Source organism: Nonomuraea guangzhouensis, from assembly GCF_019396345.1.
Lineage (GTDB): Bacteria > Actinomycetota > Actinomycetes > Streptosporangiales > Streptosporangiaceae > Nonomuraea > Nonomuraea guangzhouensis.
Genome location: NZ_JAHKRM010000025.1, coordinates 163,422 through 180,122, shown reverse-complemented (window position 1 = coordinate 180,122; position 16,701 = coordinate 163,422). Strand labels below are relative to the sequence as shown.

Sequence of the window (16,701 nt, the reverse complement as noted above, 5' to 3'; positions counted from 1 at the left end):
GATGGCGCTCGTCAGACGGTGACGCGGCGCAGGCGGGCCTTGGGCGCCTCCTCGCCGGGGAAGACGCGCTTGACGCCGTCACCCATCGCCTGCTCGATGATCCGGATGTCGCGTACCAGGTGCTCGAGACCCGAGGGCTCCAGCGAGGCGGCGTGGTCCGAGCCCCACATGGTGCGGTCGAGCGTGATGTGCCGCTCCACGCAGACCGCGCCGAGCGTCACCGCGGCCAGCGAGATCTGCAGGCCGCGCTCGTGGCCGGAGTAGCCGACCGGCACGCCGTAGCGCTCCTTGAGGGTGGTGATCGTGCGCAGGTTCGCCTCCTCCGGCGGGAGGGGGTACGTGGAGGTGGCGTGCATCATGATCAGCTTGTCGGTGCCGAGGATCTCGACCGCCTGGTCGATCTCGGAGAGCGTGGACATGCCGGTCGACAGCATCAGCGGCTTGCCGGTCGCCGCAAGGGCGCGGAGCAGCTCGTGGTCGGCGACGCTGGCCGAGGCCACCTTGTGGGCCACGACGTCCATCTCCTCCAGGAAGTCGATGGAGGGCACGTCCCACGGCGAGGCGAACCAGTGCAGGCCGCGCTCGTCGCAGTATTTGGCGATCTGGCGGTACTCGTCGTGACCGAACTCGGTCCGCTCCTTGTACTCCAGGTAGGTCATCTCGCCCCAGGGCGTCTGCCTGATCTGCCCCTTCTGCGCCTCGGGCACGCAGATCGCCGGGGTGCGCTTCTGGAACTTCACCGCTTGGCAGCCCGCGTCGGCCGCCACGTCGATGAGCCGGCGCGCGAGGTCGAGGTCGCCGTTGTGGTTGATGCCGATCTCGCCGATGACGTAGACGGGCTCGCTGTCGCCGACCAGCACCTCGCCGACCGCCACCGGGCGGAACCTGAGACGCGGTTTGGCCTCGGGCGCGGCGGGCGCCTCGGGCCGGGCGGCCACGACCCGGTCGCACAGCTCGCGCACCGCTCCGTCGCCGCCCACCTTGGTCAGCACGACCCTGGCGGCGGCGCGGACCCGCGGGTGCGCGTCGGGCACCGCGATCGGCCAGCCCACCTCGGCCATCGGGCCCAGGTCGTTGACGTCGTTGCCCACGTAGGCGACGCGGGCCGGGTCCAGGCCCTCGATCGTCAGCCAGTCACGCAGGACGATCCGCTTCTCGGCGATCCCCTGCAGCACGGGGACGCCCAGTTTGCGGGCGCGGGCCGCCACGACCGGGTTGTGCTCGGTCGACATGACCAGCACCTTCACCCCGGAGCGGCGCAGCAACGAGATGCCCATCCCGTCGGAGCGGCTGACCAGCACCATCTCACGGCCGTCGGAGTCGACGTAGGCGCGGTCGTCGGTGTGCACGCCGTCGAAGTCGGTGATGACCGCGTCGACGTCGATCGGCTCGGGCACGTCCACGAACGGGGCCAGCGCGCGGGCCAGCTCCAGGTCCTCGGGGTCGTCGATCTCGATCGCGTGGCGCACGGGCACCGGCTGTACGGCGACGGTGCCGAAGAAGCGGTGGCCGTGCTCGCGCAGCCCGGAGGTGCGCATGACGTAGAAGGCGCCGTTCTCCCGGAACTGCGGCTCGCGGTCCTGCCTGCGCTGCCTGATCGCGGGGTCGTGGTTGATCCCGCCGCCGGTGGCGGTCCAGAGGAACTCGTGCGTCGGCAGGCCGGACACGACCGTGTCGGCCTCGCCGTCCAGCACCTTGCGCACGGCCGCCGACAGGTCGTCGGAGTCGATGAACGCGCTGGTGCACTGCACGAGGACGACCACCTCGGGGTCCTCGCCGAGCGCGTCGAGCGCGTGCAACACCGCAGACTCGCTGGAGGCGGTCGCGCCGCTGAGCTCCTCGGGACGGTCCACGACGAGCGCGCCCGCCTCCTTGGCGGCCTCGGCGATCCCCGCGTGGTCGGTGCTGACCACGACCCGGTCGATCAGCTCGCTGCGCAGCGAAGCGCGCACAGCACGGGTGACCAGGGGAATACCGCCCACCGGCGCGAGGTTCTTCAGCGGAACGCCGGCAGAACCTCCGCGGGCGGGAACAACGGCCAGGACTCGCAACGTGACTCCTCAGTGCTAACGGGTTGCATCCCGAAGCTAGAGGTGCGGATTGAACGAGCAGCGTCCCCTTTATTAACTTTCCGGGGGGATCCGGTAGAGCAGCTCTGGACGACCCACTCCGCCGTACTGGGGCATCCGGACCGCCACCCCCAGCTCCACCAGGTGTTCCAGGTATCTGCGGGCGGTCACCCTGGAGACTCCGGCGGCCGTCCCCACGGCCTGCGCCGACATCCCCGCGGGGCTGCCGCGCAGCTCGGCGGCGACCAGGTCAAGGGTGTCGCGGGCCATCCCTTTCGGCAGCTCAGAGCGGCCGCGCAGGGTGCCGAGCACCCGGTCCACGTCACCCTGGCCGACGATCTCGCCGGCCTCCTCCTTGAACCGGGCATAGCCGGTCAGCTTCTCGTTAAGTGTCGCGAAGGTGAACGGCTTGAGCAGGTATTGGGAGATGCCCAGCGACACGGCCCTGCGCACCATGGCCAGATCACGCGCGGAGGTGACCGCGATCACGTCGCACAGCAGCCCGCCCGCCCGTACGGCCCGGCAGACCTCCAGCCCGTGCATGTCGGGCAGGTACAGGTCGAGCAGGATGAGATCGACCGGCGTGTGCCGCAGGAACCGCAGCGCCTCCCCGCCCGAGCGCACCACGCCCGCCACCTCGAAGCCCGGCACCCGGTTCACGTAGATGCGGTTGGCCTCGGCGGTGATCTCCTCGTCCTCGACCACCAGCACCGAGATCATCGGACCGGCTCCGCCACGGACCGCGGCACCGGCAGCCGTACGGTGAACACCGAGCCGTCCACCTCGATCGTGCCGCCCAGCCGCCGTACCGCCTGCCCGACCAGCGCGAGCCCCAGCCCGTGCCCGTCGCCCTTGGTGGTCCAGCCCTTCCGGAACGCGTCGGGCGCGATCAGGCCGGGCCCGTCGTCGGCGACCCGGATGAGGAAGCCGTCGCGGCCGCCCCGCAGCAGCACCTCGACCCGGGTGGCCGCGTCGATCGCGTTGTCGATGAGGTTGCCGACGATGGTCACCAGCTCTCCGGGGTCGAGTCCGAGGTCGTCCAGGTCGCTGTCCTGGCTGATCACCAGCTCGCTGCCGCGCTCGGCCGCCTCGGCGCTCTTGCCCAGCAGCAGCGCGGCCAGGATTGGTTCGCGTACCGCGCCCATCACCCGGTCGGTGAGCTCCTGCGCCGCGCGCAGCTCGGCGGTGCCGAACGCCACCGCCTGCTCGGTACGGCCCAGCTCCACCAGCGTGATGACCGTGTGCAGCTTGTTGGCCGACTCGTGGGCGGCCGACCGGAGCGAGTCGGCGAACCCGCGCTCGGCGTTCAGCTGCCCGGCCAGCGCCTGCAGCTCGGTGTGATCCCGCACGGTCACCACGGTGCCGAGCCTGCTGGCTGCGCCGTTGACGGCCAGCACCCGGTCGCCGACCAGGTGCACCCGCTCCTGGTCCGTGTCGAACAACCCCGACAGGCCCAGCTCGTCCAGGTGCCGCCCTTCGGCGTCGGCGGGCAGGTCGAGCAGCTGCCGCGCGGCGTCGTTGCAGAGCGTCAGCGTGCCGTCCTTGCCGACCAGCAGCAGCCCCTCCCGTACGGCGTGCAGGACCGCGTCGTGATGCTCGTGGATGCGGCCCAGCTCGACCGGCCCGAGCCCGTGCGTCTGCCTGCGGAGCCGGGCGGTCACCAGCCACGTGCCGACGGCGCCGACGGCGAGCCCGAGCAGGGCGATGAGCCCGGTCCAGATGAGCTGGCCGCGCAGCCTGGCGCTGATTCTGTCCACCTTGATGCCCGCGCTGACCAGCGCCCGAATCGGGCCGTTCGGGCCGCCCGCGCGGACCGGGGCGACCGCCCGCACGGATGGGCCGAGCGTGCCGGTGTAGGTCTCCGTGAACGTCTCGCCGCGCAGCGCGCGGTCGATGTGGCCGAGGAACCGCTTGCCGATCTCCGCCCGGTTGGGGTGGGTGTAGCGGGTGCCGTCGGGCTTCATGATGGTGACGAAGTCGACGCCCGACTCGGCTTCCACCCGGTCGGCGAACGGCTGGAGCCGCGTGGTGGGCGACGGCTCGTCCAGGGCGGCCAGCACGTCGGGCGAGGCCGCCACGGCCGCCGCCGCCGACCTGGCCGCGCCCGCCGCCTCGGCGGTGACGAGCTGGTCCGCCAGCACGGAGACGAGCGTGGCGGCGCCCACCAGCGTGACGGTGACCACGAGCAGTTGCAGGAGCAACATCTGCCCTGCCAGGCTCCAGCGGCGCATCGGGGACCTCTCAATGAACGAAACTTACGCAATAGTGACCTGGATCACCACGGACCGCATAGTCGCATGGTTAGGACTTTTACTCATAGCGACCGGAGACCCTCCATGCGTGATCGCACTCGCTATCTCTACCTGGCCGTCATCGGGGCGGTCCTGCTCGGCATCCTGGTGGGATTCGTCTGGCCGGACGCCGGTCAGGCGCTCAAGCCGCTCGGCACCGGCTTCGTCAACCTGATCAAGATGATGATCAGCCCGATCATCTTCTGCACGATCGTGCTCGGCATCGGTTCGGTCACCAAGGCGGCCAAGGTCGGCAAGGTCGGCGGGCTGACCATCGGTTACTTCCTCGTCATGTCCACGGTAGCCCTCATCATCGGGCTGCTGGTCGGCAACCTCATCGACCCGGGCTCGGGGCTGCACCTCACCGACGCCGCCAAGAAGGTCGCCGAGGGCGAGGCGGCCAAGGGGGGCGCCACCGATTCGGTCGACTTCGTGCTCGGCATCATCCCCACCACGGTGGTGTCGGCGTTCACCGAGGGTCAGACGCTGCAGACGCTCCTGGTCGCGCTGCTCACCGGATTCGGGCTGCAGGCCATAGGGCCCAAGGCCGCGCCGATCCTGACGGCCATCGAGCACATCCAGCGGCTGGTGTTCCGCATCCTCGCCATGATCATGTGGGCGGCGCCGGTCGGCGCGTTCGGCGCCATCGCCGCGGTCGTCGGCGCCACCGGCCTCGACGCGCTCAGGAGCCTGGCCATCATCATGATCGCCTTCTACACGACCTGCGTGCTGTTCATCGGCCTGATACTCGGCCCGCTGCTCTGGGGGGTGGCCAAGATCGGCCTGTGGCCGCTGTTCCGCTATCTGGGCCGCGAGTTCCTGCTGATCCTGTCCACGTCGTCGTCCGAGGCCGCGCTGCCGAGGCTGATCGCCAAGATGGAGCACCTCGGCGTGAGCCGTACCGTGGCGGGCATCACGGTGCCCACCGGCTACTCCTTCAACCTCGACGGCACCGCGATCTACCTGACCATGTCCACGCTGTTCATCGCCTCCGCCAGCGGGTCGCCGCTGCGCTTCGGTGAGCAGCTCGCGCTGCTGGGGTTCATGATGATCGCCTCGAAGGGCGCGGCGGGCGTGACCGGGTCCGGCATCGCCACGCTGGCCGGCGGCCTGCAGTCGCACCGGCCCGAGCTGGTCGACGGCGTCGGCCTCATCGTCGGCATCGACCGCTTCATGTCCGAGGCGCGGGCGCTGACGAACTTCGCGGGCAACGCGATCGGCACCGTGCTCGTCGCCACCTGGACGGGCGAGTTCGACAGGGCGCGGGCGGCCGAGGTGCTCGCCGGCAACGTGCCGTTCGACGAGGCGACGTTGCTGGACGAGGACGTACGACCCGAACCGCCCGCGGCGGACGAGCAACGGGAGATGACGGCCGTCTAGGGCTTGCGGCCGATGCCCGCATAGCCCATCCGCGCCATCTCCTCATCGAGGAACAGCGTCTCCTGGGGGTCGTTGAACGGCCAGCCGACCTCCGGCCCCAGGCCGCTCGCCAGCCCCGGCGGGACCAGCTCGAAGTCACCGAAGAATCGGGCGATCTCCTTGCCGGGGCGCGGGCAGAAGGGCGCGTTGGCCTTCTGGTAGAACTCGCTGATCTTGGCCACCTGCTCCGGCACGACGTCGTTGCCGACATGCGAGATGGCCAGATAGCTGCCCGGCGCCAGCGCGTCGCGGTAGGTGGCCACGAACTCGTGCGGCTCGTCCTCGTCGGGCACCAGGTGCAGGAAGAACATCATGAGCACCGCGACCGGCTGGTCGAAGTCCAGCACCGACAGCACGTCGGGATGCCCGAGGATCTTCTCCGCCTCGCGGCCGTCGCCCAGCACCATGGTGACCTTCTCCGGGTCGGCCAGCAGGGCGCGGCCGTGCGCGGCGACCACGGGGTCGTTGTCGACGTACACCACGCGCGCCTCCGGCGCGAACCGGTGGGCGACCTCGTGCACGTTCTCCGCGGCCGGCAGGCCGGAGCCCAGGTCGAGGAACTGGGTGACGCCCTGACGGCAGAGGTATTCGACCACTCGCCCGATGAACTTGCGGTTCTGCCTCGTGCCCTCTCTGACCTCGGGTAACACGCTCATGACCAGTTCGGCGAGCTCCCGGTCGGCCTTGAAGTTGTCCTTGCCACCAAGGAAGTAGTCGTACATCCGCGCCGCGTTGGGGATGTGCGGGTCCACACCTTGCGGCGCTTGTTCCGTCATGTCCCCATGATCTCGGACAAAGGGCGCGTAAATCCACCGGTTCATGTCACAAGGTGAACGACGGTAGGTGGATCGTGTCACGCGGCAGGCAGTCTCAGGACGAAGCGGGCGCCGCCTCGGCACTCCTCGACGCGGATCTCGCCGCGATGCGCCACCGCGACGTCGCGCGCGATGGCCAGGCCCAGACCGGTGCCGCCGGCGTCGCGGCTGCGGGCCGCGTCCAGCCGGGTGAAGCGGTCGAAGATGCACTCGCGGTCCGCCGGCGCGATCTCCACACCGTCGTTCTCCACGGCCACGACGGCCATGCCCCCGTCTCTGGTGACGACCACCCTGACGATGGTCTCGGCATGCCGCTGGGCGTTGTCCAGCAGGTTCGTCAGCACCCGGGCGAGCTGCATCCGTACCCCGGCCACCACGACGCCCTCCTCCAGCGCCGGCTTGACAGGCACCGGGCCGTCGCGGCACGACAGCTCGTCGCGGACCAGGGCCGCGAGGTCCACCCGCTCCTTCACCACATCCACGCGCGAGCCGATCCTGGCCAGCAGCAGCAGGTCGGATATGATCGCTTCGAGCCGGTCGGTGTCGCGCAGCGCGCTGTCCACCAGGGCGACGAAGTCGGTGTCCTCGGGGTAGAGCTGGGCGCTCTCCAGTTGCGCGCGCAGCCCGGCGATGGGGGTGCGCAGCTCGTGCGAGGCGTCGGAGGCGAAGCGGCGCTGCTGGCACGCGGAACGTTCCAAGCGGGCCAAGGTGCCGTTGACGGACCGCGCGAGCTCGGCGACCTCGTCCTCCCCTGACGGCTGGGTCACCCGGCGGCTCAGGTCACTGGCGTTGACCTCGTCGAGCTCGGCCCGCATCGCGCCCACCGGTTGCAGCGCCCGGCCCATGGTCAGCCAGGTCGTCCAGGTGGCCAGGACCATGAGCACGACTATCTGGGTGAACACCACGGTCTCCAGGATCCGCAGGTCCAGCAGGCCCGGCGTGGTGCGTCCGGCGTACACGACGTTCGAGCTCGGCGCCGGCGACACGCGGACGGCCGTCAGGTGGATGCACAGTCTCGGGAGGCAGCTCGTGGTGCTGATGACCCGGTTGTCGGGCGTGGGCCAGACGTCGCTCAGCCGCGGCAGGTTGCGGGCCGCGTCGCTCGTCCCGATCACCTGACCGCCCGGGGCCACGACCTGGATCAGGTCGACGTACGGGTCGGGCAACGGCATCGCCGCCCCCAGGGGAAGATGGCCCCCGCGTGAATCGACCGCGACCTGTTCGGCGGCGTCCCTGGTCTCCTCCCACACATGGGCCTCGATCACGGACTTGGCCACGACGACGCTGCCGACACCCGCGGGAATCAGTACGGAGGCGGCCACCGCGGCCGCCACGAGCGTGACGCGGCCGCGCAGGGACCTCGCCCATAGGCGCGGGGTCATTAAACGAGGCTACTAACGGTAAGTACCGTTATATGGCGGCCAGAGGGAAAATTTCCCCCATGGTCAGCTTGCGCGGGCCGTTCAGCCCGCACAGCCCGCGAAGGCCGTACGGGCCGCGTCCGGCCTCAGCGCTGGAGCCACACCGTGGTGTCGGGCGGGAGGGTGCCCTCGGCGGTGAGCGGGCCGCTCGACAGCAGCACCTCGCCGGTCACCTCCACCGGCTCGTCACTGGTGTTCAGCACGACGACCAGGCCGGGCGAGCGCTCGATGGCCAGCACGTCCTTGGGGGAGTCGAGCCAGGCCAGCGTGCCGCCGCCGAGTGCCGGGTGGGCCTTGCGCAGGCGCAGTGCGGCCCGGTAGAGGTTCAGCGTGGAGCCGGGGTCGTCGTGCTGGGCCTCGGCCGACAGTGGCGCCCACGAGTCGGGGATCGGCAGCCACGGGTCCCGCCAGCCGAAGCCGGGGGCGGTGGTCCACGGGATCGGCACCCGGCAGCCGTCACGGCTCTCGCCGCTGCGCAGGAACGCCGGGTCCTGCCGCAGCTCGTCCGGCAGGTCGAGCACCTCGGGCAGGCCGAGCTCCTCGCCGTTGTAGAGGTAGGCCGAGCCGGGCAGCGCCAGCATGAGCAGCGTGGCCGCCTTCGCCCGGGCCAGGCCGCCGTGCCGGGTGACGTGCCGGGGCTTGTCGTGGTTGGACAGCACCCAGGTGGTCGGCGCACCGACCAGCTCCGCCTCGGCCAGCGCCTTCTCGATGACCGCGCGGAAGGACTTGGCGTGGAAGTCGGCCAGCAGGAAGTCGAAGTTGAACGCCTGGTGCAGCTCGTCGGGGCCGACGTAGCGGGCCAGCCGCTCGGGCGAGGACACCCACGCCTCGGCGACGGCCATCCGCCCGCCGGGGTAGGAGTCGAGGATCGGCCGCCACTCGCGGTAGATCTCGTGCACGCCGTCCTGGTCGAAGTACGGCACCTGCTCGTCGCCGAGCATCTCGGCCTGGCGGCCCTCCTTCGGTCCCACGTCGGGCAGCCCGGCGGCCTTGACCATGCCGTGCGCCACGTCGACGCGGAAGCCGTCCACCCCGCGGTCCAGCCAGAACCGCAGGATGTCGCGGAACTCGGCCCGCACCTCCGGGTGCTCCCAGTTGAGGTCGGGCTGTTCGGGGGCGAAGAGGTGGAGATACCACTGCCCGTCGGCCACCTGCGTCCAGGCGGGCCCGCCGAAGATGGACTCCCAGTCGTTGGGCCGGTCCCGGAAGATGTAACGGTCGCGCAGCCCCGCCTGGAACCACGGGTGCCGGTCGGAGGAGTGGTTCGGCACCAGGTCCACGATCACCCTGATGCCCAGCTCGTGCGCGTCCGCGATCAGCCCGTCGAGGTCGGCCAGCGTGCCGAACATCGGGTCCACGTCGCGGTAGTCGGCCACGTCGTAGCCGCCGTCGGCCATCGGCGAGGTGTAGAAGGGGCTCAACCAGATGGCGTCCACGCCCAGCTCGGCGAGGTAGCCGAGGCGCTCGCGCACGCCCGGCAGGTCCCCGATGCCGTCGCCGTTGGCGTCGGCGAAGCTGCGTGGGTAGACCTGGTAAACGACGGCGTCGCGCCACCAATCGTCGTTGCCGAGCATTGCGGTCCTCCGGGGGAAATGTCCGTGATGTCTGGTGAAGGATGGCTTGCGTGGTTCTGTGGGGTCAAGCGTAAGTTGCGGAAAGTTGCAGACAACACCGTACTTCCCCCAGGAGACCAGGCGGCGAGGTCAAGGGAGTATCCCGTGCATCTGGATCAGGTAACGCTCTTTCGCAAGTTCTTCCAATTCTTGCAAAGACTCGCTAACGTCCCCGAAATATAAGCCGCGAAAGCGGTCATTAGCCCCCTCCGGACCTCAGGAGGTCCCATGCGCAAGCGAGCCCTGGGTGTGGCCGCACTCACGTCCCTGGCATTAGCCGCCACGGCGTGCGGCGGTTCGCAGCCCGGCACCCCCTCCGCCGCCCCCAGCGGCTCCGCCACCTCGGCCTCGGCCCCCGCCGCCGACAAGGGCAGCGGCAAGCTCGTGATCTGGGCCGACCCCAACCGGGTCAAGGCGCTCAAGCCCTTCGCCGATCAGTTCGGCACCGAGAACGGCGTGGCCGTCGAGGTGAAGGAGATCAGCAAGGACAACCAGCAGACCTTCCTCACCGCCTCCCAGCAGGGCAGCGGCCCGGACATCATGGTCGGCGCGCACGACTGGATCGGCAACCTGGTGCAGAACGGCGCCATCGACCCGGTCAACCTCACCGACGCGCAGAAGGCGGCGTTCCCGGAGATCGCCATGAAGGCGGTCACGTTCGACGGCCAGGTGATGGCCGCACCGTACGCGGTGGAGAACATCGCGCTGATCCGCAACACCAAGCTCGCGCCCGATGCCCCCGCGACGCTGGAGGACCTGGTCAAGCAGGGCAAGGCGCTCAAGGCGGCGGGCAAGGTCAAGGAGGTGCTCTGCCTGCCGGTGGCGCAGAAGGGCGACGCCTTCCACGTCTACCCGCTCTTCGCGGCGGGCGGCGGCTCGCTGTTCGGCACCACCGCCTCCGGCGACCCGGACCCGAAGAAGGTGCTGCTCGGCTCGCCCGACTCGGTCAAGGCGTTCGGCAAGCTGAAGGAGCTGGGGGAGAAGGGTGACGGCGCGCTCAAGACGTCGATCACCAACGAGAACTACATCGCCAGCTTCGCCGGCGGCAAGTGCGCGTTCCTGATCTCCGGCCCCTGGGCCATGGGCGACGTGAAGAAGGGCGGCATCAGCTACGACATCACGCCCGTCCCGTCGTTCAAGGACGGCAAGCCCGCCACGCCGTTCGTCGGCGTCCAGTCGTTCTTCGTGGCCTCCAAGGGCAAGAACAAGACCCTCGCGCAGGAGTTCGTCGCGAACTACGTGACCAACAAGGACGTGGCCAAGGCCCTGTACGCGGCCGACCCGCGGCCCCCGGCGCTGACCGAGGCGCTGCAGGAGGTCGGGGCGACCGACCCCGACGCGGGCAAGTTCATGGACGCGGGCAAGAACGGCCTGCCGATGCCGGCCATCCCCGAGATGCAGGCGGTCTGGGAGCCGTTCGGCATCGCCGAGGCGGCGGTGGTCAAGGGCGGCGACCCGGCCAAGGCCGCGGCGGCCGCGCAGAAGGCCATCGACACCTCGCTCAAGAACTGACGCCATGACCCTGGACGTGCGTGAGGCCACGGGGGCTCATGCTCCCCCGCGGCCCCGCCGCGAGATCACCACGGCTTTCCTGGTGAGCAGGATCGCGGTGCTCGCGGTGGCGGCGGCGCTCCTGGTGTACGCGGCGCCGCCCCTGGTGGCGGCCGGGTCGTGGCCCGCCCTGGTGATCCTCGGCGGCGCCACCGCGGTGATCGCCTACCTCTACCTGACCCGCCGGTTCGTCCCGGCCAAATATCTGATCCCCGGCACCATCTTCCTGATCGCCTTCCAGGTGTTCCCGGTCCTCTACACGGTGAGCACGGCGTTCACGAACTTCGGCGACGGCCACCGCGGCGACAAGACGGCGGCCATCGCGGCGATCGAGACGGGCTCCGTGCGGCAGGCGCCCGGCTCGCCGGAGTACAACCTGACCAGCGCGCTGAAGGGCGACAAACTGGTCTTCCTCCTGGTGGACCCGGAGACCAAGCAGGTCCAGTCGGGCGACCAGGCCGGGCTCGCACCGGTGACCGGCGCCCAGGTGGGCGTGACGGGCAAGGTGCTGACGGCGCCCGGCTTCACCGTGCTGACGGCTCCGCAGGCGGCGGCCAGGGCGCAGCAGATCGCGGCGCTGGCCGTACCGACCCGCGGCGGGCTGATCAAGGCGAACGGGCTGAGCCGCGCGGTCGAGGGGCGGGCGGCGCTCGTCTACGACGCGCGCTGCGACTGCGTCCAGGGCGAGGGCGACCGGTGGACGGCCGACGAGGGGCAGGGCTACTTCGTCAACGCCAAGGGCGCGCACCTCGCGCAGGGCTGGCAGGTGAGCGTCGGCTTCGCGAACTTCGCCCGGGTGCTGACGAACCCCACGATCTCCGGCTACTTCATCGGCGTCTTCGGGTGGAACGTGGTGTTCGCGCTGGCGTCCGTGGCCGCCACGTTCGCGCTCGGCATGGCGGTGGCGCTGGCGCTGCACCACCCGCGCATGCGCGGCACCCAGGCCTACCGGATCGCGCTGATCCTGCCCTACGCCATGCCCGCCTTCGCGATGCTGCTGGTCTGGCGGGACATGTTCAACCGCGACTTCGGGCTGATCAACCAGCTCTTCGGGCTGGACGTCGACTGGATGGGACAGCCGGCCACCGCCCGGCTGGCGGTCATCCTGGTCAACCTCTGGCTGGGCTTCCCGTACATGTTCCTGGTGACCACGGGCGCGCTCCAGGCGATCCCGCGCGAGCTGACCGAGGCCGCCTCCATCGACGGGGCGTCGCCGTGGCACGGCTTCCGCAAGGTGACGCTGCCGCTGCTGCTGGTGGCGCTCACGCCGCTGCTGATCTCGTCGTTCGCCTTCAACTTCAACAACTTCAACGCGATCGCGCTGACCAGCGAGGGCGGCCCGTTCCCGGCGGAGAGCCCGCAGGTGGGGGCCACCGACCTGCTGATCACCTACACCTTCCGGCTGGCGTTCGGCACCTATGGCGCGCAGTTCGGCTTCGCCGCCTCGATCTCGGTGTTCATCTTCGCGATCGTGGCGCTCATCTCCGCGGTGGCCTTCCGCCGGACCCGCAAGCAGGAGGAGGTCTACGCATGAGACTCGCGCTGCGGCACGTGTTCGTGCTGGTGGTGTGCGCGTTCGCGGTGTTCCCGATCCTGTTCGTGATCTCCGCGGCGATCAACCCGCTGGGCACGCTGGCCTCCACCGACCTGCTGCCGACCGGGGCCAGCCTCGGGAACTTCGCCGATCTGTTCACCTCCGACCGGTATCCGTTCGCCCGGTGGTTCCTCAACTCGACGTTCATCGCGCTGTCGTCGTCGTTCGCCAGCCTGCTGCTGTCGATGTTCGCCGCCTACGCCTTCAGCCGGATGCGGTTCCGCGGGCGCCGGGTCGGGCTGCTGGCGTTGCTGCTCATCCAGATGTTCCCGCAGTTCCTGGCCATCGTGACGATCTTCATGATCTTCACCAGGGTGACCGAGCTCTACCCGGCGTTCGGGTTCAACACCGTGTGGGGGCTCATGCTGCTCTATCTGGGCGGCGCGCTGGGCGTGAACACCTGGCTGATGAAGGGCTTCCTCGACACCGTCCCCAAGGAGCTGGACGAGGCGGCGACCGTCGACGGGGCCACGCACGCGCAGATCTTCTGGCGGGTCATCATGCCGCTGGTCACGCCGATCCTCGCGGTCACGGCGCTGCTGGCCTTCATCGGCACGATGAGCGAGTTCATCATGGCCAACGTCTTCCTGCGCGACCCCGAGAGCAAGACGCTGGCCGTCGGCATGTACGGGATGATCGCGGGGGACCAGCGCAACGCCAACTTCGGCATGTTCGCCGCGGCCACGCTGCTCACCGCCATTCCGACCGTCGGCGTGTTCCTATGGCTGCAGAAGTACATCGTCTCCGGGCTCACGGCCGGAGCCGTCAAGGGATAGGTCTCATTGCGCTTCCTCGGCGAGCCGCATCACGACGGCTCCGCTCTGTACGTCTCCACCCAGGCGCCGTCACCCGGCTCGACGGTGACGGTCCGGGTGCGGGCGCCCCTGTCCGCCGGGATCACCGGCGTGCATGTCCGTACGGTCCATGACGGCGAACCCCGCTTCACCGCCGCGTCGCCCTTTGTCCCGGGCGCCGTGGGCGGTTATGGCGAGAGCGACGTCTGGTGGCACGCGGACATCGTCGCCGCCAACCCGGTCACCCCCTACCGCTTCCTCCTGCACACCACGGGCGGGCAGGCGTGGCTGACCGCCGGCGGGCTCGTCACGCACGACGTCACCGACGCCACCGACTTCCGGCTGGTCTGCCACGAGCCGCCGCCCCCGTGGCTGGCCGACGCGATCGTCTACCAGATCTTCCCTGACCGTTTCGCCAGGTCCAGGCTGATGCGGGAGCTGCCGGACTGGGCGCTGCCGCGCGACTGGGACCGCGATCCGGTCACCCCGTCGGGCCCCGGCACGTCCCAGCAGTTCTACGGCGGCGACCTCGACGGCATCGTCGAGCGGCTGGACCACGTACAGGCGCTCGGCGTGGACACCGTCTACATGACGCCGATCTTCCCGGCCCGCTCCAACCACCGCTACGACGCCGCCGACTTCGACCGGATCGACCCGCTGCTCGGCGGCGACGAGGCGCTGCGCCGGCTGGCCGGCGCGCTGCACGCGCGCGGCATGCGGCTGATCGGCGACATCACCACGAACCACTGCGGCCGCACGCACCCCTGGTTCACGGCCGCTCTGTCCGACGCGGGCGCGCCCGAGCGGGAGATGTTCTACTTCGATCCCGGCACCGGCGACTACGAGTCCTGGTACGGGGTCAGGTCGCTGCCCAAGCTCAACTGGAGCAGCGACCTGGTGCGTGAGCGGATACCGGCCGTACTGAAGAAATGGCTGGGCCCCCTCGACGGCTGGCGCGTCGACGTCGCGAACATGACCGGCCGGCGCGGCCCCGACGACCACAACCACGAGATCGCCGCCCTGCTGCGGCGCGAGATCGGCCCCGGCGCGGCGCTCATCGCCGAGCACTGCCACGACGCCTCACCCGACCTGGACCGCGACGGCTGGCACGGCACCATGAACTACGGCGGCTTCACCCGGCCCGTGTGGACCTGGCTGCGCTCGCCCGAGCTGGACCTGGCGAACTTCCTCGGCGTGCCCGGCGGCGTGCCGTCGCGTGACGGGCTCCAGACCCACGCGACGTTCCGCGCCTTCGCCGCCCACCTGTCGTGGCGCTCACAGGCGAACTCCTGGCAGCTGCTCGACTCGCACGACTCGCCGCGCATCCGCACCGTGACCGGCTCGGCCGACCGCCACCTCGTCGCGCTCGGGCTGCAGGCCACGCTGCCGGGCACGCCGATGGTGTTCGCGGGCAGCGAGTACGGCCTGACGGGCGTGAACGGCGAGCACTCGCGCACCCCGATGCCCTGGGACCGCCCCGCCGACCAGGACCTGGAGACGCTGGCCGCCTACCGGGAACTGCTCGGGCTGCGCCGGGCCGAGCCCGCGCTGCGCCACGGCGGGCTGCGGTGGTTGCATGCCGATACGGACTGCCTGGTCTTTCTCCGGGAAACCGCTGCCGAGTCGCTGCTAGTGTGCGCGCGTAGGGCGCCGGGCCGTGCCCTGCCGTTGCCCACCCGGGCGGCGGGCGTTTATAACGCTTCTGACACCGATGTGTTGCCAGGTGATGGCCCTTCGCTCCGTGTCTGGCGCCTCACGCGCTGACGCGCTAGCGTGGGCGCCTCATCGTTCAGATTTAAACTAGATAGTGGTGTGTTCGCATGAGGTTGCTCTCCGTGGCCGTCATCGCTTCACTCGTGCCCGGCCTGCCGTTACCGGCTCTCGCCCGTGCCGGCACCACCTACTACGTCGACTCGCGCGCGGGCGACGACGACGCGGCCGGCACCAGCGCCACCAAACCGTGGAAGTCGCTCGACAAGATCGGCGCGGCCGACCTCAAACCCGGCGACGCGGTCAGCGTCAAACGCGGCAGCAAATGGACCGGCTCGCTCTCCCTCACCGCCAAGGGCACGGCGGCCAAGCCCATCGTCATCCAGCCGTACGGGACCGGCCCGATGGCGAAGATCTCCGGCATGGACGGCAACTGCGTCGTCGTCAGCGGCGACCACTGGCGCATCAGCGGCCTGCGGGCCTCCGGCTGCCAGTGGGCGGGGTTCGAGCTGAGCGGCGACGGCAACGAGCTCGTCGGTGTGGGGGCCGACCACAACATCGCCGGCGTCCTGGTCACCCCCAGCGGGTCCCGCAATGTCATCAGGGACAGCAGGCTCACGGCCAACGCCCGGATGAGCGTGAACGACTCGGAGCCCGACAACGACTCCGGGGCGTTCGGCGTCCTGCTGAACGGCGACGACAACACGGTGACGGGCAACACCATCACCGGCAGCTACGCGCCGAGCGTCGACTACGGCTTCGACGGGGCGGCGGTCGAGATCTTCAACGGCGACCGCAACCTGATCACGCACAACACCGCTCGCGACAACGAGGCGTTCACCGAACTCGGCGCCCGCAAGGGGAGCACGGCCACCGGGAACGTGTTCGCCTTCAACGTGGTCACCTCCTCCCACAAGAATGGATCGTTCCTGGTCACCCGAGGTCCCGAGCATGTCGTCGGCCCCGTCACGGGCACCATCGCGGTGCACAACTCGGTATATCTGCCCGGACGGGTGACGATCGGCTGGTCCTGCCACGGTGGCTGCTCGCCGTCGATACTCAAGCTGCGCAACAACGCGATCTCGGTCGGCGGCCAGGCCGGGTACGAGGACGGGAAGGGCGCCGACGACGCGGGCGGTGTGTACAAGGGGCGGACGTACGGGTTCAAGCTGGGGCCCAAGTCGGTGAAGGCGGACCCCCGCTTCGTCTCCCGTACGGACCTGCACCTGCGGCCCGGTTCTCCGGCCCTGGGTCATGGGGTCCGGCTGGGGCCGGCGTGGTTCGGCCGGAGGTCGTCCGGCGTCGGCATCGCCGGCCCGCCCGCCGCCCCGAACGCCGGCGCCTACCAGCGCTGAATCTCCCCAGAATGCGGGATGCCGCCCGCCTGCCACCGCGCCCGACACTGTGAGGAGTCGATCGAGCGC

General features: G+C 70.1%; 12 protein-coding genes. 6 read left to right on the top strand and 6 right to left on the bottom strand.

The annotated features are described in order from the left end of the window. Window positions 1-11 precede the first annotated feature (11 nt). The 3 genes from KME78_RS42830 to KME78_RS42820 form a co-directional block, all read right to left on the bottom strand. Window positions 12-2,051 carry an N-acetylneuraminate synthase family protein gene (locus tag KME78_RS42830; RefSeq protein WP_219535254.1) on the bottom strand — a complete coding sequence of 680 codons (2,040 nt, stop codon included), beginning with the start codon at window positions 2,049-2,051 and terminating at the stop codon, window positions 12-14. Window positions 2,052-2,123: 72 nt separating this feature from the next. Continuing rightward, entirely contained in the window at window positions 2,124-2,789 is a 666-nt protein-coding gene (locus KME78_RS42825) for a response regulator (RefSeq protein WP_219535253.1), read from the bottom strand. Beyond that, on the bottom strand, window positions 2,786-4,300 hold the full coding sequence (locus KME78_RS42820; protein ID WP_219535251.1) for a sensor histidine kinase: 1,515 nt from the start codon (window positions 4,298-4,300) through the stop codon (window positions 2,786-2,788). Before KME78_RS42820 ends, KME78_RS42825 begins: the two co-directional genes overlap by 4 nt. Before the next feature lie 105 nt (window positions 4,301-4,405). Between KME78_RS42820 and KME78_RS42815 the strand changes: the two genes are divergently transcribed. Beyond that, entirely contained in the window at window positions 4,406-5,740 is a 1,335-nt protein-coding gene (locus tag KME78_RS42815; protein ID WP_219535250.1) for a cation:dicarboxylate symporter family transporter, read from the top strand. On the opposite strand, the gene KME78_RS42810 is transcribed toward KME78_RS42815, so the two are convergent. The 3 genes from KME78_RS42810 to KME78_RS42800 all read right to left on the bottom strand — a co-directional run bounded on the left by KME78_RS42810 (window position 5,737) and on the right by KME78_RS42800 (window position 9,589). Then, on the bottom strand, window positions 5,737-6,555 hold the full coding sequence (locus tag KME78_RS42810; RefSeq protein ID WP_219535249.1) for an SAM-dependent methyltransferase: 819 nt from the start codon (window positions 6,553-6,555) through the stop codon (window positions 5,737-5,739). The genes KME78_RS42815 and KME78_RS42810 overlap by 4 nt on opposite strands. Before the next feature lie 77 nt (window positions 6,556-6,632). Next, window positions 6,633-7,976, bottom strand: coding sequence for a sensor histidine kinase (locus KME78_RS42805; RefSeq protein ID WP_219535248.1), 1,344 nt, complete (start codon window positions 7,974-7,976; stop codon window positions 6,633-6,635). A gap of 125 nt (window positions 7,977-8,101) precedes the next feature. After that, window positions 8,102-9,589, bottom strand: a complete 1,488-nt coding sequence (locus KME78_RS42800) for a glycoside hydrolase family 13 protein (RefSeq protein WP_219535247.1) — start codon at window positions 9,587-9,589, stop codon at window positions 8,102-8,104. A gap of 267 nt (window positions 9,590-9,856) precedes the next feature. On the opposite strand from KME78_RS42800, the gene KME78_RS42795 reads away from it, so the two are divergent. Genes KME78_RS42795 through KME78_RS42775 form a run of 5 tightly spaced genes read left to right on the top strand, consistent with a single transcriptional unit; the run spans window position 9,857 to window position 16,632 of the window. Beyond that, window positions 9,857-11,140 (top strand): sugar ABC transporter substrate-binding protein, encoded by a 1,284-nt coding sequence (locus KME78_RS42795; RefSeq protein WP_219535246.1) that lies wholly within the window; start codon window positions 9,857-9,859, stop codon window positions 11,138-11,140. 4 nt (window positions 11,141-11,144) lie between these two features. Continuing rightward, window positions 11,145-12,713 carry an ABC transporter permease subunit gene (locus KME78_RS42790; protein ID WP_219535245.1) on the top strand — a complete coding sequence of 523 codons (1,569 nt, stop codon included), beginning with the start codon at window positions 11,145-11,147 and terminating at the stop codon, window positions 12,711-12,713. After that, entirely contained in the window at window positions 12,710-13,549 is an 840-nt protein-coding gene (locus KME78_RS42785) for a sugar ABC transporter permease (protein WP_219535244.1), read from the top strand. Before KME78_RS42790 ends, KME78_RS42785 begins: the two co-directional genes overlap by 4 nt. A 6-nt stretch (window positions 13,550-13,555) precedes the next feature. Next, complete coding sequence (locus KME78_RS42780) at window positions 13,556-15,331, top strand: glycoside hydrolase family 13 protein (protein WP_219535243.1); 1,776 nt, start codon at window positions 13,556-13,558, stop codon at window positions 15,329-15,331. A gap of 56 nt (window positions 15,332-15,387) precedes the next feature. Beyond that, the gene (locus tag KME78_RS42775; RefSeq protein ID WP_246653146.1) at window positions 15,388-16,632 is read left to right on the top strand and encodes a right-handed parallel beta-helix repeat-containing protein; all 1,245 of its coding nucleotides are present in this window, start codon (window positions 15,388-15,390) and stop codon (window positions 16,630-16,632) included. Window positions 16,633-16,701: the final 69 nt, after the last annotated feature.